9 protein-coding genes are annotated in these 11,901 nt (G+C 72.2%); 4 read left to right on the forward strand and 5 right to left on the reverse strand.

Annotated elements, in window-relative coordinates:
• Window positions 1-108: 108 nt before the first annotated feature.
• The 4 genes from ACGF8B_RS01660 (at window position 109) to ACGF8B_RS01675 (ending at window position 5,332) form a co-directional block, all read left to right on the forward strand.
• A complete protein-coding gene (locus ACGF8B_RS01660; protein ID WP_392733762.1) occupies window positions 109-963 on the forward strand; it encodes an NTP transferase domain-containing protein in 855 nt (284 codons plus the stop codon).
• Between the two features lie 347 nt (window positions 964-1,310).
• Window positions 1,311-3,035, forward strand: a complete 1,725-nt coding sequence (locus tag ACGF8B_RS01665; RefSeq protein WP_392734445.1) for a molybdopterin molybdotransferase MoeA — start codon at window positions 1,311-1,313, stop codon at window positions 3,033-3,035.
• A complete protein-coding gene (locus tag ACGF8B_RS01670; protein ID WP_392733764.1) occupies window positions 2,993-4,135 on the forward strand; it encodes a potassium channel family protein in 1,143 nt (380 codons plus the stop codon). Before ACGF8B_RS01665 ends, ACGF8B_RS01670 begins: the two co-directional genes overlap by 43 nt.
• Before the next feature lie 210 nt (window positions 4,136-4,345).
• Window positions 4,346-5,332: an NAD(P)H-quinone oxidoreductase gene (locus ACGF8B_RS01675; protein WP_392733765.1), complete on the forward strand. Its 987-nt coding sequence runs from the start codon at window positions 4,346-4,348 to the stop codon at window positions 5,330-5,332.
• A gap of 314 nt (window positions 5,333-5,646) precedes the next feature.
• Here the strand turns inward: ACGF8B_RS01675 and ACGF8B_RS01680 are convergent, their stop codons facing one another.
• The 5 genes from ACGF8B_RS01680 to ACGF8B_RS01700 form a co-directional block, all read right to left on the reverse strand.
• On the reverse strand, window positions 5,647-6,198 hold the full coding sequence (locus tag ACGF8B_RS01680; protein ID WP_392733766.1) for a bacterial proteasome activator family protein: 552 nt from the start codon (window positions 6,196-6,198) through the stop codon (window positions 5,647-5,649).
• Window positions 6,199-6,369: 171 nt separating this feature from the next.
• The gene (locus tag ACGF8B_RS01685; RefSeq protein WP_392733768.1) at window positions 6,370-9,222 is read right to left on the reverse strand and encodes an FtsX-like permease family protein; all 2,853 of its coding nucleotides are present in this window, start codon (window positions 9,220-9,222) and stop codon (window positions 6,370-6,372) included.
• Window positions 9,219-9,998, reverse strand: a complete 780-nt coding sequence (locus ACGF8B_RS01690) for an ABC transporter ATP-binding protein (protein ID WP_392733771.1) — start codon at window positions 9,996-9,998, stop codon at window positions 9,219-9,221. The genes ACGF8B_RS01685 and ACGF8B_RS01690 overlap by 4 nt, the downstream gene beginning before the upstream one ends.
• A 231-nt stretch (window positions 9,999-10,229) precedes the next feature.
• Window positions 10,230-10,844 (reverse strand): PadR family transcriptional regulator, encoded by a 615-nt coding sequence (locus ACGF8B_RS01695; protein WP_392733773.1) that lies wholly within the window; start codon window positions 10,842-10,844, stop codon window positions 10,230-10,232.
• Between the two features lie 83 nt (window positions 10,845-10,927).
• Window positions 10,928-11,743 carry a hypothetical protein gene (locus ACGF8B_RS01700; protein WP_392733774.1) on the reverse strand — a complete coding sequence of 272 codons (816 nt, stop codon included), beginning with the start codon at window positions 11,741-11,743 and terminating at the stop codon, window positions 10,928-10,930.
• Window positions 11,744-11,901: the final 158 nt, after the last annotated feature.

Raw genomic sequence — 11,901 nt, forward strand, 5'->3', positions numbered from 1 at the left:
CGAGAGCTGCCGCGGGCTTCCGTCTCCTCCCCCCGCTGGGTCCGGTCGATCGGCTCGATCGCCGACCGGGCGGATCGACGGAAGCCTGCGGCCCGCATACTCGGATGCATGACCGCGTATGACGCCATCGTTCTTGCCGGAGGGGCCGCCAAGCGGCTCGGCGGCGCCGACAAGCCGGGGATCCGGGTCGGGGGCCGTGCGCTGCTCGACCGGGTGCTCACTGCCTGTGCCGACGCGTCGACGACGGTGGTGGTGGGCGGGCGCCGGACCACCGTGCGGCCGGTCATCTGGACGCATGAAGAGCCCCGGGGCGGCGGTCCGTTGGCCGCGCTCGACGCGGGGGTCCGGCAGACCACGGCGCAACGGGTTCTCGTGCTCTCCGCCGACCTGCCGTTCCTCGGGACGGGGACCGTCGCAGCGCTGCTGGCCGCCGCCGGGGAAGGGCAGCGGGACGGGGCTGTGTGCACGGACCAGGAGGGCCGCGACCAGCCTCTCGTCGCTGTCTACCGTGCCGAGCCGTTGCGCCGTGAGCTCGCGCTGCTCGCCACCGAGCACGGCGGCCTGTCCGGGCTCCCCCTGCGCCTGCTGACGCATGAACTCGACCTGGCCCGGGTGGCGGCCGACCCTCTCGCCTCCTTCGACTGCGACACCTGGGAGGACATTGCGTCGGCGCGGGCCCGCATCAGAGAGCATGGGACCGTGCTCGATGAATGGATCACCGCAGTCAAGAACGAACTCGGCATCGAACTGGACGTCGACACCGGCGTCCTGCTCGACCTCGCCCGTGACGCCGCCCACGGTGTCGCCCGGCCCGCCGCGCCGCTGACCACCTTTCTGGTCGGGTACGCGGCGGCCATGGCGAGCAGCGAAGGCGACGGTGACAGCGCCACGGCGGTGGCCGAGGCCGCCCGGAAGGCTGCCGCGCTCGCCGTTCGCTGGGCGGACGAGAACGAGACGCAGTGACTGCCGGTGGCGGAGGGACCGACCGGCCTCCGGCTGCGGACGCCGCTTCGGCGGTCTCCGGGCCCGCGCCGGTCTCCGGGCCCGCGCCGGTCTCCGGCCCGTCGGCGGATACCGGGACGGTGGCGGACGTGGGGCCGGTGGCAGGTTTCGGGTCTTCGGCACGTGAGCGGCCTCGTGGTGGGGAGCGGTGCCCGACTCCGGAGGAGGTACGGGCGGCCGAGGAGGAACGGGCCGTCGAGCAGGCCCTCGCACTGGTCAGGAGCCGGCCGTCCGGCGAGCACCGCCCGGCGGGGCGGCCCCGATCCGAGGAGTGGCCTCACGTGACGGACCGGCCGTGGTCCGCAGAAATGGAAGCCGGTATCCCGCGCCATCGGCCGCATCCTTCGGAGGCACCCTGCCCCGAGAGCGAACTCACGACCGAAGCCACGGCCGAAGCCACGGCCGAAGCCACAGCCGAACCCACAGCCGAACCCACGGCCGATCCGATGGCCGATCCGGCGGCCCATCCAGCTGCCGAGCCCATTGCTGTGCCTCGTTCGTCGGCCCCGGATCGGGGCTCCCGCACCGCCCCCGGGCAGGGCCGGCACGAGCACGGGCACGGTCAGAGGCGTCGGCAGGGGCATGGGCCAGCGACCTCCTGGCCGGAGGCCCGTGTACTGGCCGCCCGGTCGGGGAGATCCGGGATGTCGCGGAGGTACGGGCAGTCCGGCTCGGCCGCCAGGGCCATCGGGACCGGTGGCGGTCGGCTTCCTCTCGGCCAGGCGCTCGGGCACGTACTCGCCGAGCCGCTCGTCGCGCTCACCGACCTTCCGCCCTTCGATACCTCTGCCATGGACGGCTGGGTCGCCTCCGGACCGGGGCCCTGGAACGTCCGCGAGGTCGCCGGGGCCGGGGCCGGGGCCGAGGCGTGGGCCGGGGCCGGCTCGAACCGGGACCTGGGCATCCTCGCCGGGCGGAGCACACCCGCCACGCTTTCCGACGGCGACGCCGTACGGATCGCCACCGGCGCCCGCATTCCGGCAGACGCCAACGCCGTGATCCGCAGTGAACACGCCCGCGTGGACAGGATCACGGGGCTGCTCCACGCGGAACACCAGGTGCTTCCCGGACAGGACATCAGGCCCCGTGGCCAGGAGTGCCGGACCGGCGATCGGCTCATGCCCGCCGGAGCGTTGGTGACGCCCGCCGTTCTCGGTCTGGCCGCCGCGGCCGGGTACGACACGCTCGTCGTGGTGCCCCGGCCCCGCGTCGACGTCCTCGTGCTCGGCGACGAACTGCTGACCGGCGGCCTGCCGCACGACGGGCTGATCCGTGATGCGCTCGGCCCGATGATCGGCCCCTGGCTGCGTGCGCTGGGCGCCGAGGTCTCGGCCCCGCAGCGGCTCGGTGACGACGCGGCCGCCCTGCGGCATGCCCTCACCACCTCCGACGCCGACCTCGTCATCACCACCGGCGGTACGGCGGCGGGCCCCGTCGACCACGTCCACCCGGTCCTTGCGGAGATCGGGGCGGAGTTGCTGGTCGACGGAGTCGCCGTCCGCCCCGGCCACCCGATGCTGCTGGCCAGGCTCAGGAAGGACGAGGAACCGGTGGACGGTTCGGCGGGCAGCCGGGACGAGGTGCGGAACGGGGGCCCGTATCTCGTCGGGCTGCCGGGCAACCCCCTGGCCGCCGTCTCCGGGCTCCTGACCCTCGCCGAGCCCCTCCTGCGCGGGCTGGCGGGCCGGGAGCCGGAGGCGCCGTACCGGGTCGCCGTACGCGACGACGTGCACGGGCACCCGCACGACACCCGGCTGGTGCCAGTGGTCCACCGGGCGGGCAGCGCGGCTGACGGCCGGTCGGTCAGCGGGTACGGCAGCGGCGGCGAAGGTATCGGCAGCGCGGGAACCGGGAGCGGTGTCGAGTACGTCGTACCGCTGCGATACAACGGTCCGGCGATGCTCCGTGGGATCGCTGCCGCCGACGGGCTGGCCGTCGTACCGCCCGGCGGGGTACGGTCCGGCACCGAAGTGGAGATCCTCGATCTACCGTGGGCCTCGGCGATGCCGTGGACGGAAGGGTGTTTCACGTGAAACTTCCCGGCCACGATGCGATGGCCAGGCGCGCTGACGAGCATGTCCTACCCACACGGGTGCTGCTCCCGCGCAGAGTCGTCGACGGACCGGCGCGGCAGGTCGCCAAGCGGCTGATGATGGCGCTGCTGGTGCTCGCCGCGACGGTGCTGATCGTCTGGATGGACCGTGGTGGCTATCACGATGCGGCCGACGGCAACGTCGATCTGCTGGACGCGGTGTACTACGCGACGGTCACCCTCTCCACCACCGGCTACGGCGACATCACTCCGTACGGGGACGCCGCCCGGCTCACCAATGTGGTGCTCGTGACGCCACTGCGGGTGCTCTTCCTGATCATCCTGGTCGGCACCACTCTTGAGGTCCTCACCGAACGGACCCGCGAGGACTTTCGGCTGAAGCGTTGGAGAACCAACTTGCGTGATCACACCGTTGTCGTCGGCTTCGGGACGAAGGGCCGTTCGGCCATCCAGACCCTGTGTGCCACCGGCCTGAAGAAGGAACAGATCGTCATCGTCGACCCGGCGACCAAGGTGATCGAGATCGCCAACGCCGAAGGGTTCGTCGGTGTGGTGGGCGATGCGACGCGCAGTGAGGTGCTGTTGCGTGCCGAGCTCCAGAAGGCGCGTCAGATCATCATCGCGACCCAGCGCGACGACACGGCCGTGCTGGTGGCGCTGACGGCCCGACAGCTCAACCGTGGCGCGAAGATCGTCGCGGCGGTGCGCGAGGAGGAGAACGCCCCGTTGCTCCGGCAGTCCGGTGCCGACGCGGTGATCACCAGTGCGAGTGCGGCGGGCCGACTGCTGGGTCTCTCGGTCCTCAGCCCCAGCGCGGGCACGGTGATGGAGGACCTGATCCAGCAGGGCAGCGGGCTCGATCTCGTCGAACGGCCGGTGATAAAGGCCGAGGTGGGCAAGAGCGTCCGGGAGACCGATGATCTCGTCGTCAGCGTGCTGCGGGGGCACCGACTGCTGGGATACGACGATCCGGCGGCCAGCCCGTTGCAGTTGACGGACCGTCTGATCACCATCGTGCGCGCCTCGAACCCATCGCCGTCCGACGGCCCGTCCACCGGCCTGCCGCGCCCACGGGACTGATCCGGCCTGCCGCGCCCGCGGGGCTGATCCGGCCGTCCTGCCTCGCGTCCGGCGGCGTCCCGCCGCACGTCCGGCTCACCTTGCCCCACCTCGCGTCCGGCCGGTCTCACGCCCGGTCGAACCCGCACCACGCCCGTCCCACATGCGGTCCGCCTCGTTCCGTGCGGCGTCTTCCGTGGTCCTCCATCTGCCACGGAGTAGCCTCGCGCCATGTATGCGATCACAATCCCTGAACCGGGCGGCCCCGAAGCACTCGTCTGGGCCGAGGTGCCCGATCCGGTAGCCGGCGAGGGCGAGGTCCTCGTCGATGTCGTGTCCAGCGCGGTCAATCGCGCCGACGTGTTGCAGCGGCAGGGGTTCTACAACCCGCCGCCCGGCGCGTCCCCGTACCCCGGCCTCGAATGCTCGGGCCGTATCTCGGCGATCGGACCCGGTGTCACCGGCTGGGCGGTCGGCGACGAGGTGTGTGCGCTGCTCGCGGGCGGCGGCTACGCGGAGAAGGTCGCGGTGCCGGCCGGGCAGCTGCTGCCCGTGCCGGACGGCATCGAACCGGCCCTGGCCGCGGCGCTGCCCGAGGTGGCGGCCACGGTCTGGTCCAACGTCTTCATGGTGGCCCATCTGCGCCCCGGCGAGACGCTGTTGGTGCACGGTGGGTCCAGCGGCATCGGCACGATGGCGATCCAGCTCGCCAAGGCCGTGGGCGCGCGGGTCGCGGTCACCGCCGGGGGGCCGGAGAAGCTGGCGCGCTGCGCGGAACTCGGGGCCGACATCCTGATCGACTACCGGGAGCAGGACTTCGTCGAGGAACTGCGCAAGGCGACCGACGGGACCGGTGCGGATGTCATTCTCGACATCGTCGGCGCGAAGTACCTCGACCGGAATGTGCAGGCGCTCGCCGTCAACGGCAGGCTGGCCATCATCGGTCTTCAGGGTGGCGTCAAGGGCGAGCTGAATCTGAGCGCCCTGCTGAACAAGCGGGCCGCCGTCACTGCGACCTCGCTGCGGGGCCGCCCGCTCGCCGAGAAGGCCGCCATCGTCGCCGCCGTGCGCGAGCACGTCTGGCCGCTGATCGCGGACGGGGTCGTGCGGCCGGTCGTGGACCGCATCGTGCCGATGCCGGACGCCGCCGAGGCCCACCGGGTACTGGAGTCCAGCGCGCATGTCGGAAAGGTGCTGCTGCAGGCCCCGACGGGCTGATGCCCGGGTCTGGCGGCCTGACGGGGTGGTCTGCGGCTGGTGTCCGGGCCTGGACCCCGGCCCGTCCGTCCCCCGGCCCGTCCGTCCCCCGGCCCGGCCCGTCCCGGCCCGTCTCGCTGGCCGCTCCGTCCCCCGGCCCGCTGGCTGCCTCGTCGCCCCGCCCGCCCCGCCCGCCCTCCGCTCCTGTCCCGGACCGCCCCGCAGCGCGTGGAAAGGCCCGGCGCACAGGTCGTCGACCATGTGTGCCGGGCCTCGGTGTCGCTCGCTGTCAGGTGCGTACGGCCAGGTGTCCCGCGGGTGCGGGAACGGGGGGTCTAGAGGTACGGACCCGACCGGATGGCCCCGTGCGGGTCACCGCTGCCGTCCTCTTCCTCATGGACGCTGCCCGGCGGGAGGGCGCGGCGCATCTGTTCCAGCTGGGCCCGGGCCGCCATCTGCTGGGCGAACAGTGCCGTCTGGATGCCGTGGAACAGGCCCTCCAGCCAGCCCACCAACTGTGCCTGGGCGATCCGGAGTTCCGCCTCGGAGGGCACCGACTCCTCGGTGAACGGCAGAGAGAGCCGCTCCAGCTCCTCCACCAGCTCCGGCGCGAGGCCGTCCTCCAGCTCCTTCACCGAGCTGGCGTGGATCTCCTTGAGCCTGACCCGGCTCGCCTCGTCGAGAGGAGCCGCCCTGACCTCCTCCAGGAGCTGCTTGATCATGCTGCCGATGCGCATGACCTTCGCGGGCTGTTCGACCATCTCCGTCACCGGGACCTCACGCGATTCGTCGTCAGTGCCACCGCCGCCGCCGATCGCCATGCCGTCCTGCCCCACCACGAGGACTTGGGGGTGCTCCTGCGACCGTTCATTCCTCGGCATCTCCATGGCGCCATTGTCTCGCACAGCTGCCGTACGACACTGTGGTGCCCCCGTAAACGGTTGATCCACCGTCCACGGGGGCACCGAGTCAGCCGGTCGGCCCACCCGACCGCGCCGCCCACGGCAAGCACGGCACCGTCTCTGCCGTCGTCCGGCCTGCCGTCGTCCGGCTCGCCGTCAGCCGGCTCTCCGTGCCAGCGCGAGGCGTGAGCGGGTGAGTGCCGCCGCGAGCAGACCGGCCAGCAGCGGGACGCCCACCACCAGCAGGGCGAGCGTGGCCCAGGGCAGCTCGATCGGTGTGTACGCCGACTCCGTGGGCTCCAGCCGCATCTCTTGCAACGCCAGGCGCAGATCGACCAGCCGCAGCGCCACCGCCGGCACCAGTCCCGCCAGCGTGCCGAGGACCACACCCGTGAGCGCCACCACCACGCACTGGAAGCCCGACAGCTTCCGTCGCACACCCGGGGGCGCACCCACCGCGCTGAGCGTGTTGAGGTCGGCCTCCGCGTCCGCCTTGGCGAGCCCCGTCGTGATCGCGGCGGCGCCCAGCGTCACCATTCCGGCGAACAGGGTCAGGATCAGCAGCATGGCGTCCACGCGCCCGTCGGGGCCGGACTCGGACTGCACCCAGGCACCGCCGCCGGCCTGCTCGATCGCGCCGAAGGCCTGCTGCTGCTCGGCCTCGGTCGGCGCGTGCGCGACGGAGTACACGCTGCCGCTCTCCGCAGTGTGCAGGCCGAGCCGTTCCGCGGTCTGCCGCGGGAGGATCATGTTGATCCCGGGGGTGGCGGCGTACTTCGCGGGTGCGACGTACGCCTTCAGCTTGTCGGTGGTGGTCCGGGCCTTTCCGGGGTGCAGCTTCCAGTTCTTCTTGTCCTCCTTGTTGTAACGGTGGGCCGCCTTGATGCTGACCTCGCCGTTCTTCGCGAACACCTCGTTGAGCAGTACCGGTGTGCCCGCCGCCAGTGCCTCGGCGGCCGCGGGGTCGTCGAGCTTCACATAGGTGCTGAGTATGTCCTCGTCCGCCACGACGATGCCGTTCTCACCGGTGTTGAAGACGCCCGACGTCCCGCCCGCGAGGCAGGCGGGGGAACGCATCAGCTTCCTGTGCTCGTCGGAGGAGAGCCGGGCGGCGAGCTGCTTGGCACCCTTGTCGGTGAGCGGGCAGACGCGGTCCTTGCCGGGGGGCCTGACCAGTTCGAGCGAGCCGCAGCTGTTCTCGTCTTCGCCGTAGATGTCGCAGTCGCTGCCCGCCCAGACCCGCCGGAAGTCGGCGTGCCCGCCGGTGACGGCCATGCTCCGTTCGACGGCGGCCCGTGCCTGCGGGATCTGGATGGCCTTCTCGGTGTTGTAGGAGGAGACGGAGAGGACGACGGTTCCCTGGGTCAGGGTGGGGGAGTAGTCGAACTCGGACTCGGCCTTGGTGCTCGACATGTACGTGGCGATGGCGACCGATCCGGCGACCGCCGCCATCACGGCCGCGACCGCGGGGGCGGTACGGCCACGGTTGCGGGCCGCGTCGCGCAGCGCCAGCCGGGGGGAGAGCGGAAGCCCGCGGCCGAGCCGCCCGAGGAAGCCGACGATCACCGGGATGCAGGCGAGCAGCCCGAGCTCGGCGGTCACCGAGCCGCCGGCGACCAGCGAGGAGTTCCCGCTGGTGCCGCCGTAGATGGCGACGGCGCATCCGACGGCCAGTACACAGGCGCCCAGGACCGGCATCACGCGGGAGGAGCGGCGGACGCCGCGGCGTCCGGTGAGCGACTCCAGCACGGACTGCCGGCTCGCCACGATCGCCGGGGCGAAGGCCGCGAGAAGGCCGGTGACCAGGCCGATCACCGCGATGAGCAGCATCTCCATCGGGTCCAGGGTGAGGGAGCCGAAGCGGCGCCCGGCCCAAGCCTCGATCATCGGGCGGAACACCGTGGTGGCCACCAGCCCGACCACCACACCGGTCACGGCTCCGATGGTGCCGAGCACCAGCCCACCGCCGAGCACCACGGCCCGGACATGGCGCCGGTCCCCGCCGCAGGTCCCGAGCAGACCGAGCTGACGGCGTGATCGGCGCGCACCGACAGCGAAGGCCGGGCCGGCGAGCAGCACGATCTCCAGGACCGCCATGGCGATCACGGTGATGAGCGGCGCGCTCGGCTCTCCCTCGGAGCTGTCCTGGTACGGTTCGACGCCCTTCCTGGCCAGCGGGACCTCGGAGTCCGGCGGCGGGTCGAGGACGAGCTGACGGGAGGTGACGACGACGCCGGACTTGTTGGCCGCCATGACGTCGGGCCAGGTCACCCCCACTCCTTCGGGGCCCTTGACCAGCCAGTCCTTGGTACGGGTGTTCGGCGGCAGCACCTTCTTGTCGTGGTCGGCCTTGGCCTGCCACGGGGCGATGACCGCTCCCGGGTCGGCGTAGAGCGCCTTGGTGTTGAGCGAGTCGGGCTGCTCGACCACACCGGTGATCCGGTACTTCATGCCGAAGTTGCGCACGGTGGTCACCGACCCGACGTGCAGGCCGGTCGACTTCAGGAACGGTTCGGTGGCCGCCAGCTCGTTCCTGCCGTGCGGGAACTCACCGCGTACGAGTTCGATCCTGCCGCGGGCCAGCTCGTCCGAGGTTTGGAACTCGTTGATGTCGGTGTCGGCGATGCCGTACTCGGTGGTGACGCTCGCCGGGACGGACTGGATGCTGATCGCGCGCGAGCCCTTGGGGAACGTGGTGCTCATGTCGATCGGCGGGGCGTTCTCGTCCAGCGGCGCGTTCTCGTCGACCTGCTCGTACCGGTCCCCGGCGGGCAACTGCTCGATGGGGCCGATCTCCGCATCGCTGTAGAGCGCGTCGGCGGCGCCCATGTCTGCCGTCAGCTGCTCGGCCGTGGTCGGTGACACGCTGTTGTACGTCACGTCGAGGGCGGTGACGCCGACCACCGGTACGGCGATCATCGCGACCACCAGTGCGCTGCGGCCCTTGAACCGCATCGCGTCGCGCCGGGCTATCCGCAGGGCGGCGCGCCAGCCGGTGAAGACGTTCACTTCGCGGCCTCGGAGGTGAGGAGCGAGTCGGCGTCGGCGGTGAGCGTCTGGTCGACGATCGAACCGTCCCGGAGGAACACGACCCGGTCCGCCCAGGCCGCGTACCGCGGCTCGTGCGTCACCATCACACCGGCCGCGCCCTGGTCGCAGCGGTTGCGCAGCAGCGCGAGCACCTTCTCGCCGGTCTCGGAGTCGAGCGCTCCGGTCGGCTCGTCGGCGAGCACCAGACGCCGGTCCCCCACCAGCGCGCGGGCGATCGCGACCCGCTGCTGCTGGCCGCCGGACATCTCGTCCGGGAAGCGGTCCGCGATCTCCAGCAGCTTCATCTCCTCCAGCGCCGCCCGGGCCTCCTTGCGGGCCTTGCGCACGGAGACGCCGTCCAGCTCGCGCGGCAGGGCGATGTTCTCGGCGGCGGTGAGCGCGGGGATCAGGTTGTAGTCCTGGAAGACGTAGCCGACGCTGCGGCGGCGCAGGGCGGCGATGCCCTTGCGGCCGAGCCCGGAGATGTCCTGGCCCTCGATGACGACCTGGCCGCTGGTAGCGGTGTCGAGACCGCCCGCGATGGTCAGCAGGGTCGACTTGCCGGAACCGGACGGGCCCATCACGGCGACGAGCTCACCGGCGTGCACGGCGAGGTCGATGCCGCGCAAGGCGTGTACCTCGGCGATGCCGGAGCCATGGGTGCGGGTGAGCGCCCGGAGTTCGAGGACCGGTGCGCCGGCCGGTATGGGTGCGCCGGTCGGCGCCGCGGATCGGGGCGGGACGTGCGAGGACATGGTGAGCGGTTCCCCCTCGGAACGGGTGTGTGGGGCGACGGAGTCGGTACGGCCGAGCGGTCCGTGGCGGACCGTGCCGGTGTCCGGTGCGTACGCGGGTGGCCTGTGGCCCGGATTCCGCGCCGGCGGTGGTCGGTGCCGGCTGCGGTGTGCGGCGGGCGGAGTGCGTGTGCGTTCGGCGCCTGCTGCGATGTGGTGCGTGGTGCGTGGTGTGCGGTGTGCGGCGTGTGCTCAGCGCCGGCTGCGCGGGAGGGCGAGGCGGGCCGTGGTGCGTCCGGTCGTACGGACTTCGGGGTCCGGCTCCGTGGCGGCGGCGTCGGCGAGGCGGATCAACCGGGTCTCGCAGTGGTCCAGCCAGCGTGCCTCGGCCTCCGCCTGGAAGATCAGCTGTTCCAGCACCAGCAGCCAGGCGACCTCGTCCCGGTTGGCCGGGACGTCGCTGAGCGACTGCGCCTTGAGGCGCGTGTAGTCCTGCATCGCCTTCAGGGTGTGGTGGCGCTGGGACTGGATGACGGCACGGATGTCGACCCCGGGCGCGCCGACCGCCATGGCGAGCTTGATGGCCAGCTCGTCGCGGGGCGGGTTGCTGCGGTCGACGGGCGTCTCGAACCAGCTCCGCAGCTCGGTGCGTCCGTCGTCGGTGATCGCGTAGAGGGCGTGCCCCTGGTCGTCCTCGTCGTCCTGGACGACCAGGCCGTCGCGCTCCAGCCGACTGAGTGTCGTGTACACCTGGCCGACGTTGAGCGGCCAGGTGGAGCCGGTGCGCGACTCGAATTCGGTACGTAGCTGGGAGCCGTATCTGGGCCCCCGCTCCAGAAGGGACAGCAGCCCGTGGCGGATCGACATACTCAGTATGTATACCGAGTATGTCGCTTCACGCAAATCCCTCCGAGGGGTGCGCGGGCGCTGGTGACACGGCCCGGGACGGCTCAGTCGGCCCGGCGCATGCGGAAAGCCAGGAAGCCCAGCCCCATCCCGATCAGCGCGATTCCCGCGCCCAGTGAGACCTGTTTCACCCGGCGCACGGTCGGCGTGTCCAGGGCCTGCGGCGTGAGCGGGTCGGCGCCGGCGGATGTACTCACCCCGGGTGTCTCCGCCGGTACCGGCACGGACGCCGGATCGCTGGCGGCCGGGGACGCGTCGGGCCTCTGGAACGTACCGTCCGTGTGTGCGAGCTCCCACGGTGAGAGCTGTCGCCCGGGCCGCGACCGCCCCTCCCCGGCCTCCCGCCCAGCCAGTGGGGACTCCGCGTCGGCGACCGGCGGCTCCGCGTCGGAGCCTGAGCCCGAGTCGTCGGACGGGGCGGGGGTGGCGGAGGCCGCCGTGGAGTCCGAGCCGGGTTCGGGGTCGGCAGGGGAACCGGAGGCCGGGGCGGACGGCAACGCAGACCCCGGAGGCGCGGGGGCGGCCGATCCGCCGTCCGGGGGAACGGCCGTCGACGCGGTCGAGGGCGTGACCGAAGGGGCAGCCGACTTTCCGTCCGGTTTCCCGTCCGGTTTCCCGTCCGACTTGTCGTTCGACTTGCCGTCCGACTTGTCGTGCGGCTTCGTGTCCGACTTCCCGGCCGGCGGACCGGCACCCGGATCGCCGGAGGCCCGCGCCGAGGGCCCGCCCGAGGTGTGCGCGGGCGGCGCCACCGGGGCACTGAACTGCCCCACCGCCCCACCCGGCACCCGCTGCCCGGCCTGTACCTCGCCCGCAGCGGCCCCCAGTGCCGCGCCCGCCGTCAGTACCAGGCAGGCCACGCATCTCGTGGGGTGTGAAGACAGAAGCCCTGGAGACATGGGCTCAGCGTCACATGTGACGGTATGTCCGGCATCTCGATGCCCGGACCCCCGGAGCACGGCCCTCACCCGGCGCGCGACGTCCGGAAAATCGGCCCCCCACACCTGTCGACCCGTCA

This window comes from Streptomyces sp. NPDC047917, assembly GCF_043204345.1.
Classification (GTDB): domain Bacteria; phylum Actinomycetota; class Actinomycetes; order Streptomycetales; family Streptomycetaceae; genus Streptomyces; species Streptomyces sanglieri.

Coding starts and splice junctions, on each gene's coding strand:
- ACGF8B_RS01665 (WP_392734445.1), top strand. CDS start 1,311: ATGGAAGCCGGTATCCCGCGCCATCGGCCGCATCCTTCGGAGGCACCC.
- ACGF8B_RS01695 (WP_392733773.1), bottom strand. CDS start 10,844: ATGTCGATCCGCCACGGGCTGCTGTCCCTTCTGGAGCGGGGGCCCAGA.
- ACGF8B_RS01680 (WP_392733766.1), bottom strand. CDS start 6,198: ATGGAGATGCCGAGGAATGAACGGTCGCAGGAGCACCCCCAAGTCCTC.
- ACGF8B_RS01690 (WP_392733771.1), bottom strand. CDS start 9,998: ATGTCCTCGCACGTCCCGCCCCGATCCGCGGCGCCGACCGGCGCACCC.
- ACGF8B_RS01675 (WP_392733765.1), top strand. CDS start 4,346: ATGTATGCGATCACAATCCCTGAACCGGGCGGCCCCGAAGCACTCGTC.
- ACGF8B_RS01660 (WP_392733762.1), top strand. CDS start 109: ATGACCGCGTATGACGCCATCGTTCTTGCCGGAGGGGCCGCCAAGCGG.